This window comes from Streptomyces sp. NPDC057280, assembly GCF_042668605.1.
Taxonomy (GTDB): domain Bacteria; phylum Actinomycetota; class Actinomycetes; order Streptomycetales; family Streptomycetaceae; genus Streptomyces.
Map to the genome: position 1 here is coordinate 938,515 of NZ_JBHUYR010000002.1, position 12,707 is coordinate 951,221.

A 12,707-nucleotide genomic window follows, 5' to 3' on the forward strand; every position below is an offset into this window, starting at 1 on the left:
GGCTCCCTCTTCGATCAAGCTCACCCCCTGGGAGGTCTTGCATACGCTCGGACGTGCCAGCCACCGTGCTGTCCCGGCAGGGGGTGGGCCGGAGTCGAGTACCTGGCAGGGGCAGATGGAGTATTGAGATGCGAGAACCTAGGGTCAGCACGTGGCTTTCATCCTGGTGTGCGAAGACGACGCGGCGGTTCGCGGCATTCTCCGGCGTGCCCTGGAGCACGACGGTCACACCGTCTCCGTCGCCGCCACGGCAGACAGCCTGCTACGGCAGCTCGCACCGGTGCCCCAGCTGGTCGTCCTGGATCTCGGGCTGCCGGACGCCGACGGCCGCGATGTCTGCCTGGCCCTGCGGGCTCGCGGCGTCGACGTGCCGGTGCTGATGCTCACGGCCCTGGACGGTCTGCACCACAAGGTCGGCGGGTTCGAGGCGGGCGCCGACGACTACATGACCAAACCCTTCGACATACCTGAGCTTCTGGTCCGCGTGCGGGCGCTGCTGCGCCGGGCCACCGCGGCGCCCGCATCGCACGAGGTCGTCCTCGATCCGGCGAAGCACATGGTGACCTACGATGCGGCGAGTATGAGCCTGACCCCCACCGAGTTCCGCCTGCTGGGCCGCCTGATCGCCTCGCAGGGCGACGCCGTGCGCCGCCATGCCCTCGTCGCCGCCGGCTGGCCGCACGGGGCGCACGTCAGCGACAACACCCTCGACTCCTATGTGCGCAGGCTGCGGACCAAGCTCGGTCCGCTGGGTGTCGCCGAGCGGCTGGCGACCGTCCGCGGCGTGGGCTACCGATGGCAGTGACGGGCTTTCGTAGAAGCGTCGTCGCGCTCACCGTCCTGATCGCCACCGCCGTGGTCGCCATCCTGGTCGTCGTCTCGCACGTGCTGCTGAGCAGGGTGACGGACGCCGACGCGCACGACCTGGCCCGTACGCGCGCCGAGGCGGTCGCGGCGAACGTCACCGCCGAGGGCGGTCGCGTCGTGCTCACGGAGAACGGCAGTGAGGCGCTGGACGAGGTCGCCTGGGTGTATGCCGACGGTCGTCTGATCGACGGGAACGTGCCGGCGAGCGTGGTCGGGCGGGTCGAGGAGCTGGTGGACTCGGGGCGTTCGCAGACCGCGACCGTCGGCGACTCCCTTCTGTACGCGCGGCGGGTTCCCGTCGACGGCCACCAGGCGATGATCGTCGTCCGGGTGGACCTCACGCCGTATGAGACGTCCGAGCAGCGCAGTCTGACCTTGTCGTTGATCCTGGGCGGCCTCACGATCGTCCTCGCCGGCGGTGTCGCGCATCTCGTGGTGCGGCGCGCGCTGCGGGTCGTGCACGAAATGGCCGCCCTCGCCGACGACTGGGGTCATCACGAACCCGGGCGCCGCTTCAACCTCGGCGTTCCCCGCGACGAGTTCGGGGAACTGGGACAGACCCTGGACCGCCTCCTGGAGCGTGTCGACAACGCGCTGGCGGACGAGCGCCGGCTCACCGACGAGATCGCCCACGAACTGCGGACTCCGCTCACGGTCCTGAGGGGCGAGGCGCAGCTGGCGCAGCTGTCCGGCGAGCCGGTGCCGCCGGAGGCGGTACTGAGCGAGGTCGCCCGTCTCGACGCGGCGATCACGACGATTCTGAGCGCCGCGCGCGCCCGCACGGACGAGGGGACCCGGTGCGATCTGCGCTCCGCCGCGCGGCAGGCGATCGGCGGTCGCGCGGTCGAGGTCGACGTTCCGGCGAAGATCGAGGTGGCCGTGGCGCCCGACGTCGCCGTGTCGCTGCTGTCACCCCTGCTGGAGAACGGCCTGCGGCATGCCAGGACGCGGGTGTGGATCACCGCGCGCCACCAGGGTGCGGCCGTCGTGGTCGATGTCCTGGACGACGGCCCCGGATTCGATCCCGCGGACGTCGAGCGGGTCTTCGAGGCGGGTGTGACCGGCGGCGACGGATTCGGGCTGGGGCTGCCGGTGGTACGGCGCATCGCCGCCTCGGCCGGTGTGGAGGTCCGCGCGATCGCGGACGGCCGCGGTCACGTCGAGGTGACGCTCCCGGCCGCGGGTGCGGTCACGTAGTCAGGTTGCTTGCAGGTTCCCCGCGCGAACCTGGCCCGCATGACAACGACAACGGAAGCGCGCACGCGCAACGGGCGCCTCATGCTCAACAAGGTCCCCGAGGTCACCATCTGGTTCTGGGTGATCAAGATCCTGTGCACCACCGTGGGGGAGAGCTTCGCCGACTGGATCAACATGAAGCTGGGCGTCGGCCTGGTGAACACGGCCTGGATCTTCACCGGGGTGTTCGTGGTGGTCCTGGCCGTTCAGTTGCGGCTGAAGCGGTACGTCCCGTTCCCGTACTGGCTGACGGTGGTCGTTGTCAGCGTCACGGGGACGCTGTACACCGACATCCTCACCGACCAGCTCAACGTGCCGCTGTGGATCAGCTCCGCGGTCTTCTCGGTGCTGCTCGCGGTGGTCTTCGGCGTGTGGTGGGCGCGCGAGCGCACGCTGTCGATCCACTCGGTCATCACGCTTCCGCGCGAGTCGTTCTACTGGCTCGCCGTTCTCGTCACCTTCGCGCTCGGCACCGCGACCGGCGACTGGACCCTGGAGCTCACCGGCTGGAGCCCGGGGGCCTCGGTGCTGCTGCCGCTCGGTCTCATCGCCGCGATCACGCTGCTGTGGAAGTTCGGCGCGAACCCGGTGCTGTCCTTCTGGCTCGCCTACATCCTGACCCGCCCGCTGGGCGCGAACATCGGCGACTGGCTCGCCTCCCCGAAGGTCGCACAGCCGGGCGAGCCGACCGGTCTCGCGCTGGGCACCTTCACCACCAGCCTGATCTTCCTCGGCCTGATCCTGGCGACCGTGGTCTACCTGACGGTGACGCGCTCGGACGTGACCGAGACCTACGAGGCCGCCCACGCCGCCCACACCACCGGCGACCTGCGAAAGGAGCGGGTCGGTCTGGCCGGCTTCGCCCTCCTCGCCGTCGCCACCACGGGCCTGCTGATCTGGGCCCACAGCCAGCCGCACACCGGCCCGGCGCCGGAGGAGGACAACACCTCCGCCGTCCAGATGGCGCCCGGTGAGGCGGTGAAGAAGTTCCCACCCGCCAAGGTCACCGCCCTGAAGATCCTCGCTTCCACCTCGCTCAAGGACGCCCGATCCGGAGACGCGAAGGGCGCGCACGCGGCCGCGCAGTCGCTGCGTGACCTGTGGGATGCCGACCAGGCCTCGCTGCAGCCGCTGGACCAGACAGGGTGGACCTCCATCGACGCCCAGATGGACAAGGTGCTGGGCACTTTCGGCATCGATCACTCGAACCCGCCGATGCCGGCCGCGCAGCAGGAGAAGGAACTGAGCGCCCTCCTGACGGACATGGGCTGACCGTCCAACGCCTCTCCGCGAATCCGTCGGGGCGGTCGAAGCCGGTGCTGACGGCTCCGACCGCCCTGTCCCTCACAGCCTCACCTCATACAGCGGCGTGCGCGCCCCTGTCGCGCTGTGACACCGCCAGGTAGCCGACGAATCCGATGATCGCCACCGTCCAGGCGAGGGTGACCGGTGCCAGGCCTAGGGCCAGGCCGCCACGGGTGCGGGGGAGGGCCATCCAGTCGGCGAGGGACGCTCCGAGGGGGCGGGTGATGACGTAGGCGGTCCAGAAGGCCGTCACCGCACCGAGGGCCCCGAAGCGGTGGGCCAGGGCGGGTACGCAGATGGCGGCCGCGAAAAGGGCGACCGAGCCCAGGTAGCCGAAGCCGACGGTGGCCGTGAGATCGCCCGCCGCGGTGCCGAGGGCGAAGGTGGCCAGGACGGCCGCCCAGTAGAACGCCTCGCGGCGCCTGGACCGGATCGTGTGGATGGAGAGGGTCCGTTCGCTCGCGTACCAGAGGGCGAACACCGCGGCCAGTGCGACGAGGAACGCCGGGGTCGAGACGGCGTACGGCACGCCGAGGCCGACGTGCAGGACATCGGCGGCCATCGTGCCGAAAACGCTGACCATGACGACGGCGGTCCAGTACGCCCAGGCGACATACCGGCGGAGCGTGAACTGCACGGCCAGGGACGCCACGAGTGCGAGGCCGCCGAGCGCCACCGCAGGGATCGGGCCGAGCGTGCGGGCCAAGAGGTCCGACGCCGTCTCGCCCATACCGGTGGTCAGCACCTTGATGATCCAGAAATAGACGGTCACCTCCGGCACCTTGTTCGCAAGTTGGCGTGCGGGGGTGAGGGGGCGTTCGTCGAGGACAGGCTCTGCGGTCATGATCCGCACGATGGCAGTCCGAGCATGAACGCAACCTGAACGGTCCACTACGCCGTTCGGGCCTCCTGCGTGGGCTGCGGCCCGCCCTCCCCTCACCGTGGACCGGGGTGAGGGAGACGACTCCTCTCACCCGTCTCTAACCGACGAGCCGTACGGTGAAGTGGCCTCCTACGACGTGTAGGAGATCATGGTTCCGGGGCGCGTGACGACGAAAGGTGCAGGATGGCCGATGGCTCGAACGTCACGATGACCGGTGCCTCCCGCACCGGTTTCCCGCCTCGGTCGGCCCGGCCTCGGCGCCGGTGGGGCGAACCTTGGCTCGCGGCGGTCGCGGGGGCTTTCACACTCGCCCAGCTCATCCTCGTACGACCGGATCTTGGTCTCGGCTGGGACGAGACGGTCTACGTCAGCCAGGTCAGCGGCCAGGTTCCTGCCGCCTTCTTCAGCGCGCCCCGTGCCCGTGGCATCTCTCTGCTCGTCGCGCCGATCGCGTCATGGTCTGACTCCACCGGCCTTCTCAGGGTCTACCTGGCGGTCCTCTCCGGTCTGGGCCTCTACTTCGCCCTGCGTGTCTGGCGAGCCCACGTCATGCCACGTGTCCTGGCGCTGGCGGGTGCCCTGTTTACCTCCCTCTGGGTGACCTTGTTCTACGGCCCTCAGGCCATGCCCAACTACTGGGTCGCCGTCGGAGCCCTGGTCGCGGTCGGCTGCTTCGTGCGGGTCCGGGAGAACGCACGTGACCGGGCGGCTTGGTGGGGCGTGTTCGCGGGCACGGCGCTGATGGCGTGGATGCGCCCGATGGACGCCGTCTACGTGGTGCTGCCGCTGCTCGCCCTCGCTGTGCGCCGCCCCCGCCTCCTCGCCGTGCTGGTCGCCGGTCTACTGGCCGGCGCCGGGGAGTGGGTGATCGAGGCGTACGTGAGTTACGGCGGTTTGGGTCAACGTCTGTCCGATGCCTCCCGCATCCAGGGCGGCCTCGGCTGGCATCTGGCGGTCGTCGACCAACTGCGCAGCCTCGGCGGGCGTACGCTCTGCCGTCCCTGCACCGGTTCGGCCCCCAACCCGGTGGTGACCCTGTGGTGCTTCGCGCTGCCCGTCCTCGCGGCGCTCGGCGCGGTCACCGCCGTCCGCGCCCGCCGCGCCCTGCCCGTCCTGCTGCCGCTGGCCTGCGCGGTCACGGCCGCCGTCCCCTACCTGTTCCTCATCGGCTACGCGGCCCCCCGCTTCCTGCTACCCGCCTACGCCCTGCTCGCCCTCCCCGTCGCCCATGGTCTCGCTCACCTGGTCGGCGCCCCGAGTCGGAGGACCGCGCGCATCGTCGCCGTGAGCCTCGTGGCGGCCTGCCTTGCGGCTCATATGGCCGTGCAGTACGTCGTCCTGGAACACACCGTGCGCAGTTCCGCCGCCAACCGCGACGGCTGGTCCCGTACCGCCTCGGCCCTCCACACGCTCGGCGTACGGCCGCCGTGCCTGCTCAGTGGCTATGAGGCCGTGCCCATCGCCTTCTACACCGGTTGCGGCTCGGCACAGACCGACGGCCACGACACCAGCACCACCGCGGCCGCACTGACCCGGGCCGCCCACCGGACCTCCCTCGCCGTCCTCACCCGGCCCGGCGACCGCCCGCCCGCCTACGCGCGCACCTGGTCCATGGAGCGGGCCGGCGCTCTCCACGCCTACGTCGCTCCCTTCGTCCGGCAGGGGCGGTGACCAGGGTGACCGTGTCCGACAGCATGACCGTGACCGCGGACAGGCGCCCCTACGTCCGGCTGGGCATCACCCTCGCGGTGCTCGTCGCCGCCGGAGGCATCCTCGCGGCGCACCTGGGCACACTCGACAGCGGTACCGACCAACTGGTCGCTGCCGACGGGGAATGGCTCGTGCTCGCCTGCTTCGCCACGCTCGCCACGTGGGTGTGCGCGGCTGTGGCGCAGCAGGGGGCGGTCGTCGAGCGGCTGCCGAAGGGACGGCTGGTGGCCGCACAGTTCGCAGCGTGCGCCGCCAACCACATCCTGCCCGCGGGAGCCGGGGCGAGCTTGGTCAACCTACGGTTCCTGACGCGGTGCGGCCTGTCCACCAGGCGCTCGGCGACCGCGCTGGCGGTGAAGGCGGCCGTCGGCGGGATCGTCCGGTGCGTGCTGGGCGTCGTCCTGCTGGTGGCGTCACCGGGCGCGGTCCCGCTGTCGGCGCGGGTCCCGCACGTGCTGGTCCTGGTGCCGGTGGTGGCGGCGGCCGTCGTGGTCGCGGTGGTGGCCAGCGGTCGGCTGAGGCGGGCTGTGGGGCGGGCCGTGACCGATGTGCGGGAGGTGCATCGTTCCCGAGGACGGGCCTGCGCGCTGTGGGGCGGCTCGGTCGGGTTCGCGTTGCTGCACGCGGCCGTGGTCGTGGCCGTGATTCACGCGCTCGGGCTCGCGCTGCCCACCAGCCATGTGGTGATGGCGTACCTCGTGGCCAGCGGGGCGGCGGCCCTGCTTCCCACGCCCGGTGGACTGGGGTCGCTGGACGCCGCGCTCGCCTTCGCACTCACGGCCGCCGGGGCACCGGGGCAGACGGCGATCTCGGCGGTCATCGGCTACCGCCTGCTCACCGGCTGGCTGCCGATGGCACCGGGACTGCTGGTCCTGGGGTTGCTCGCCCGCCGGTCGGCGCTCTGAGACAGCGGAACGCCCTCGCGCGGGCAGCTCCAGCGGCGGCGCACGTCCCGGCTCCGCTGTCCTCAGCGACGCGGCAGCCGTGTCATCAGCTGCCTCGCCCTGCGTGCCGCTCCTGTCGGCGTGCCGGGCAGCGGGCGGTGCAGGCGGTCGCGGGCGACGAGTTCGAGCGTCACCGCGACCGCGACGGACTGCACCGCCATGAGCGCGATCAGGACGAACAACTGCACCGCCCCGGCCATGACGGGACTCGCCCCTGCCATCAGCATGCCGACGAATGCGCCGGGGAGGGTGACCAGCCCCACGGTCCGAGTCTGGTCGAGGCCCGGCAGCAGTGCCTCGGACGCCGCCGGCCGTGCGATCTCCATCCGTGCGTCCCGGTCCGGGAAGCCCAGGGCCATCGCGGCTTCCACCTCCCCATGGCGCTGGGTCAGTTCGTCCAGGGCACGGCGTCCGGCGAGGACGGTCACGGTGAGTGCGCCGCCGATGAGGATGCCCGTGATCGGGATCAGTGCGATTCCTCGCAGCGGCACGAGCCCCGTCAGCAGCAGAGCCGCGACGACCGGCACCACGCCGGCGGCGATCGGGGCGGCCGTGAGCCACCAAGTGTGGTCGCTGGTGATTCTCCGTCCGGCCGTACGCACCGCCACCGAGAACATGACGACCAGGAACGCCAACAACCCTGGCACGGACTTGACGGCCCACGTGATGACCACCGACACGGCGGCCAGCTGGGCCGCGGCCCGCAGCCCGGCGACAATGATCTCCCGGGCCCGGCTCTTGTAGGGGTGCGGGTCGAGATGGAACCGCCCCGCGACCACGGCCGCCGCCAGGAGCAGAGCGGCGAGCAGGACGCCGAGGGTGAAGTTGACCGGTACAAGGGATGCCGCACTCGACGTCACGTTCCCCACCTGTCCATGCTCGCTGACACGTCAGCCGTTTCTCAACCCACCGGATTCGGCGGCCGTTCCAGCCGGTATCCATGCCCTCGCAGCGTAGTGATCTCCGGCAGGCGGACAGAACCGCCCCAGACCTGAGCCGCCTCGGTCAGCCTGCGTCGCAGCCCCGCCATCGTCACATCGAGCGTCTTGGTGGGCCCGAACCAGTTCTCGTCCCACACCTCGGCCATCAACGTCTCCCGCGACACCGCCTCGCCGACCCGCTCGGCCAGCACCGCAAGCAGGTCGAACTCCTTGGCCCGCAGGGGGATCTCGACACCGTGCAGCGCGCATCGCCGGGCGGAGACGTCGACCACCAGATCGCCCAGCCGCACCGGCTTCCGGACCGGGGCGGCCCCTGCCTGCCGCCGCAGATGCGCTCGCAGCCGGGCGAGCAGCACCGTCATGCTGAACGGTTTGACGAGATAGTCGTCGGCCCCGGCATCCAGACCGGCGATGACGTCGATGTCCTCGGTCCGTGCGGTCAGCACCACGATCAGTAGATGGGGGAGGCGGGCCCGCAGCTCCCGGGCCACGTCCAGGCCGTCCATGTCGGGCAGCCCCAGGTCCAGCAGCAGCACGTCGTACGGTGCCCGCGCGGCCTCGGCCAGGGCGCCCGCGCCCGTACGGCACCAGGTCGGCGCGTACTCGTGGCCGCGCAGGCCGGCTTCCAGGTGGCGGCCGATGGTGTCGTCGTCCTCGACGACGAGGACACGGTGGTGGTGGCGGTCCGGTGCGGCGGGCGTGCGCATGGACCACAGCCTAGGAGTGGACAGGGTGGGGAGCCCGTCGCGGGCGTGGGGAGCGTTCACAGGTCGCGGAGCTCCTCCACGGCGGGGCGTCGGGTCCTGCGGATGCCGTTGAGGGCCGCGGCGACGATGGCGGCGAGGGCGGCGGCGCCGGTGAGTGCGAGGTAGGCGCCGGGGACCGAGAGGCCGGCGGGTGGCGGATCGAAGACGCCGGTCAGGACCTTGACCAGCATCTGTGACAGGGCCCAGCCGATCAGGGCGCCTCCGGCGAGACCGCCGGCGGCCAGCACCAGGGCCTCGGTGAGGACCATGCCGCGCAGGTGACGTGCCCGCGCGCCGAGGACCGTGGCGATCGCGAAGGTACGGCGGCGTTCGGCGAGCCCGAGGGCGAGGACGAGCCCACCGGCCCCCGCGGCCAGCAGCACCGCGAAGGCGAGCTCGATGCGCGTCAGGCCCGCCAGATCGACCGAGGTCAGGCTGGTGCCGACCGTGCCGCGGGACTGGGTGAGGTCGGTGACCGTGGCACCGGTGCCGAGCTGCCCGCGCAGCTGTGCGGCGATCTGCTTCTGGTGGCTGCCGCCGGTGTCGAGGAGGAAGGCACCCACCGCGTCGCTGCCGGTGGCCTTGGCGACGTAGGAGGCGTTGGCGACGAAGAAGCTGTCCTTGGGGGCGGTGGGGAACTCCTTGGCGATGCCCGCGTAGTGGAAGGGCACCGTGTGCAGAGCTTTGGTGCGGGCGTCCTGGACGCGCAGGTTGACGGTGTCGCCGGGGGAGAGCTGGAAGTCGTGGACGGTCTCGACGCTGACCAGGAGGTTGTCCGGGTGCTGGGCAAGGCGTTGCATCAGTTGCCGGGCGGTGCCGCCGGCGAAGTAGGCGTCCTGGAGCGAGGTGGCCCCGGCGATGGTGTCCGGGCGGACGCCGTAGAGGTCCTGGAGGTCGGATCCGACGTAGGCGAAGCGGTGCTGGAGGGGTTCGACGTGCCGGACACCCGAGATCTTCAGGGCCGCCCCGGAAGCGGGTGGGACCCGGGCTCCGGGTGGTTCGGTGACGGTGACGTCGGCGCCGTTGGTGAGCCGGGCGTCGACCTCGGCCTGCTGGTGGTACGTGGCGTTGAAGACGGCGGTGGACACGGCGAAGGAGACGGCCAGGGCGAGCAGCACCACCGAGCGGGCGAGCGGTCGCCGGCGCCGGGTCAGTACGGCCGCGGTGGTCCCGGCCAGGGTCGCGGTCAGTGGGCGGGCCAGCCGGGTCAGCACGGGACGGCCACGGGTGAGGACCAGCAGGGTCAGGCGCCACAGCAGCAGGGCCGCGCCGATCCACAGCAGGGCGGGGCCGAGGAAGGCCCAGTAGGAGACGGAGATGCTGGGAACGCCCTCGGGGGCGAGGACCAGCGCGTACTGGTTGCCGGAGGAGGCACGGAAGACCAGCCACGAGCCGATCAGGAGCACGAGGTCCAGGCCGTACCGCAGCCACCAGGGCGACCGGGAGGGGCGTACGCCCTCCTGCTTGCGGGTGTCGGCGACGGTGACCGAGCGCAGGTCCCGCAGCGCGGGGACGAGAACGGCACCGGCGGCCACCGCGGCTCCCAGTACGAAGGCGATCGCGTACCAGACGACCCACTGCCCCGCGCTCGCGCCGAACGAGGCCGCACCGAACGCGAGGCGGCCGGTGAGCGCGGCGACACCCAGCCCCGCGAGGCCCCCGGCGAGACCGATGAGGGCGGCTTCCAGGCCCGCGAGGCCGGTGATCTGCCGGGGCCGCAGCCCGCGCAGGCGCAGCAACCCCTGTTCCTGGCGCCGCCGTTCACCACCGGCCGAGGCGACCGCCGCCGTCAGCGCGGCCGCCAGGACCGCGCCCGGCACGCCGAGGAAGAGGAAGAGGATCTGGGCGTACAGGGCGTCCTGGCGGGCGGAGTCGAGGGCGGCGCCGATGTTGTTGCCGACCAGGGCGGTGCCCGCCGAGCGGGCCTCCAGGTTGTGGGCGGCACCGGTGACCGAGGAGAACGCGGCGGCCGGGTCGGAGGGCAGCCCGGAGTTGCTGCGGGCGACGTGGATCTGGGTGGTGACGGCGGTGGCGCCGCGGGTGAGGGAGGCGAACCGGGCGGCGGGCAGCAGGACGACGTTGTCCGGGGGAGCGGTCGGCTGCGACTGGCTGGGGGCACCGACGGTCTGGAAGAGGGAGTCGGCCTGGGGCAGGTCGACCACGCCGTCCACCTTCACCCGGTGCAGTCCGGCACCGGGAAGCCGGATGGTGATGGTGTCGCCCGGGGCGGCGTGCAGGTTGGAGGCGGTCTGCTGGGCCAGCAGGACGCCGGTGGAGGAGCCCGACAGCGTACGGACGGCGTCCGGGAAGCGGGCCCGGTAGCCGTCGGGCAGTCCGAGGGCCACGCCGGGGCCGGTGGTCTGGGTGCTGCCCTGCACACGGGCCGTGAAGCCGCTGGTGTGGGCGAAGCCGACGGGCAGCGCGGTGCGGGTACCGGGAGTCTTCTGGACGAGGGACAGGACGGCGTTCGGGTCGGCGCCGGGCTGCACCTGGACCTGCCAGTCCACGGAGACCGAGCGCAGGGCGCGCTGGGTCATGGTCGCCTTGGACGCGGTGAGAAAGGAGCCGAGCGCGGCGACGAGGGCGACCGCGAGCGTGACGCCTGCCAGGGCGGCCAGCAGCCGGCCGGTGCGGTGGCGGGCCAGACCGTGCACCCATGCGGTGATCATGACACCTCCTCGGGTGCGAGCAGCCGTCCGTCGCGCATGCTGCGCCGGACGGCGAGCCGGGCGGCGACGGCCGGATCGTGGGTGGTGACGACGAGGGCCGCACCGGTGTGGTCGGCGGCCGTCAGCAGGGCCTCCAGGACCCGGGCGCCGGTGGCGTGGTCGAGGCGGCCGGTGGGTTCGTCGGCGAGGATCAGGCGAGGCGCCTGGGCCAGCACCCGGGCGGCGGCCACCCGTTGGGCCTGGCCGCCGGAGATCTCCTCGGGCAGCCGTTCGGCGAGGTCGGCGGCGTCCACCCGGGCGAGCGCGGCGAGCGCGGCCCGCCTGGCCTCGTCCTCCGCGCGGTCGGTGAGGACCAGGGGCAGGGCGGTGTTCTCGGCCACGTTCAGGGCGGGGATCAGGCTGTCGCCCTGGAAGACGAGGCCTATGTCGTACGGCCCGAGGGAGGCGGCGCGGGTGACGGTGCCGCTGGTGGGCTGTTCGAGTCCGGCGATCAGATGGAGCAGCGAGCTCTTGCCCGATCCCGAGGGGCCGACCACCGCGAGCCGGTCCCCGGCCCGGATCGTCAGGTCGGCGCCGTGCACGGCCACCACCGCCTGGGCTCCCCGGCCGAAGGTCAGGGCCGCGTCCGTGCAGCTGACGAGCACGTCATCCGACGACATCGGGTGCCTCCTCGCGGTCGTGCGGCTCCTCGCGGTCGTGCGGCGGAGGGGCACCGGCGGCCTTGCCGTCCGTCAGCGTGATCACCCGGTCCGCGACCCGGACCGCCTCCGCGCTGTGCGTGACGAGCAGCACCGCGCAGCCTTCCGCGGCCCGCTCCCGCAGCAGAGAAAGCACCAACTGTTCGGTCTCGCCGTCCAGTTCACCGGTCGGTTCGTCGGCGAGCAGCACGGCGGGCGCGTTGGCCAGGGCGACGGCGAGCCCCGCCCGCGCCAGCTCGCCGCCGGACAGCTGCCGGGGCAGGGCACGTGTCCGCCCCGCCAGCCCGACCTGCGCCAGCAGGGTCCGGGCCGGGACGGGGGCCCTGCGGCCCTGCGCCCGCTGCGGCAGGCGGACGTTGTCGAGCACGTTCAGGTGGGGCAGCAGATTGCGGGTCTGCAGCAGGACGCCGATGTGCCGGGCGCGCAACCGGGCCCGCTCGGTCTCCGGCCGGTGGCTGATCCGTACGCCGCTCACGTGGACCTCGCCGCCGGACGGTTCGTCGAGTCCGGCCAGGCACGCCAGCAGAGTCGACTTTCCGGCCCCGGACGGTCCCACCACCGCGACGGTCTCACCACGTCGCACCGTCAGCGACACCCCGCGCAGCGCGAGCGTCTCCTCCTCGCCGGCCCGGTAGAAGCGGTACAGCTCTCGGGCGGTCAGCACATCGTCGGCCGGGGTGCGGGAGTCGTACGAGTCGACTGGCATCG

11 protein-coding genes are annotated in these 12,707 nt (G+C 72.2%); 5 read left to right on the forward strand and 6 right to left on the reverse strand.

Features of this window, described 5'->3' with window-relative positions; translation table 11 throughout:
• Window positions 1-151 precede the first annotated feature (151 nt).
• Genes ACFUO4_RS14780 through ACFUO4_RS14790 form a run of 3 tightly spaced genes read left to right on the forward strand, consistent with a single transcriptional unit; the run spans window position 152 to window position 3,375 of the window.
• Entirely contained in the window at window positions 152-805 is a 654-nt protein-coding gene (locus tag ACFUO4_RS14780) for a response regulator transcription factor (RefSeq protein ID WP_334478298.1), read from the forward strand.
• Window positions 796-2,064, forward strand: coding sequence for a sensor histidine kinase (locus ACFUO4_RS14785; protein WP_383484137.1), 1,269 nt, complete (start codon window positions 796-798; stop codon window positions 2,062-2,064). The genes ACFUO4_RS14780 and ACFUO4_RS14785 overlap by 10 nt, the downstream gene beginning before the upstream one ends.
• Window positions 2,065-2,103: 39 nt before the next feature.
• Window positions 2,104-3,375: a hypothetical protein gene (locus ACFUO4_RS14790; RefSeq protein ID WP_383484140.1), complete on the forward strand. Its 1,272-nt coding sequence runs from the start codon at window positions 2,104-2,106 to the stop codon at window positions 3,373-3,375.
• Between the two features lie 85 nt (window positions 3,376-3,460).
• Here the strand turns inward: ACFUO4_RS14790 and ACFUO4_RS14795 are convergent, their stop codons facing one another.
• Window positions 3,461-4,252, reverse strand: coding sequence for a hypothetical protein (locus tag ACFUO4_RS14795; RefSeq protein WP_383484143.1), 792 nt, complete (start codon window positions 4,250-4,252; stop codon window positions 3,461-3,463).
• A 222-nt stretch (window positions 4,253-4,474) separates the two neighbouring features.
• Between ACFUO4_RS14795 and ACFUO4_RS14800 the strand changes: the two genes are divergently transcribed.
• Window positions 4,475-5,962, forward strand: coding sequence for a hypothetical protein (locus ACFUO4_RS14800; protein WP_383484146.1), 1,488 nt, complete (start codon window positions 4,475-4,477; stop codon window positions 5,960-5,962).
• Between the two features lie 23 nt (window positions 5,963-5,985).
• Window positions 5,986-6,906 carry a YbhN family protein gene (locus tag ACFUO4_RS14805; protein ID WP_383484149.1) on the forward strand — a complete coding sequence of 307 codons (921 nt, stop codon included), beginning with the start codon at window positions 5,986-5,988 and terminating at the stop codon, window positions 6,904-6,906.
• A 62-nt stretch (window positions 6,907-6,968) separates the two neighbouring features.
• On the opposite strand, the gene ACFUO4_RS14810 is transcribed toward ACFUO4_RS14805, so the two are convergent.
• From ACFUO4_RS14810 to ACFUO4_RS14830, 5 genes are read right to left on the reverse strand one after another with little or no spacing between them, the layout of a single operon-like run.
• On the reverse strand, window positions 6,969-7,805 hold the full coding sequence (locus tag ACFUO4_RS14810; protein ID WP_383484152.1) for an ABC transporter permease: 837 nt from the start codon (window positions 7,803-7,805) through the stop codon (window positions 6,969-6,971).
• 41 nt (window positions 7,806-7,846) lie between these two features.
• Window positions 7,847-8,593, reverse strand: coding sequence for a response regulator transcription factor (locus ACFUO4_RS14815; protein ID WP_383484155.1), 747 nt, complete (start codon window positions 8,591-8,593; stop codon window positions 7,847-7,849).
• 56 nt (window positions 8,594-8,649) lie between these two features.
• Window positions 8,650-11,301 carry an FtsX-like permease family protein gene (locus ACFUO4_RS14820; RefSeq protein WP_383484158.1) on the reverse strand — a complete coding sequence of 884 codons (2,652 nt, stop codon included), beginning with the start codon at window positions 11,299-11,301 and terminating at the stop codon, window positions 8,650-8,652.
• Entirely contained in the window at window positions 11,298-11,960 is a 663-nt protein-coding gene (locus tag ACFUO4_RS14825) for an ABC transporter ATP-binding protein (RefSeq protein WP_383484161.1), read from the reverse strand. The genes ACFUO4_RS14820 and ACFUO4_RS14825 overlap by 4 nt, the downstream gene beginning before the upstream one ends.
• The gene (locus tag ACFUO4_RS14830) at window positions 11,947-12,705 is read right to left on the reverse strand and encodes an ABC transporter ATP-binding protein (RefSeq protein WP_383484164.1); all 759 of its coding nucleotides are present in this window, start codon (window positions 12,703-12,705) and stop codon (window positions 11,947-11,949) included. The genes ACFUO4_RS14825 and ACFUO4_RS14830 overlap by 14 nt, the downstream gene beginning before the upstream one ends.
• Between the last annotated feature and the right edge of the window lie 2 nt (window positions 12,706-12,707).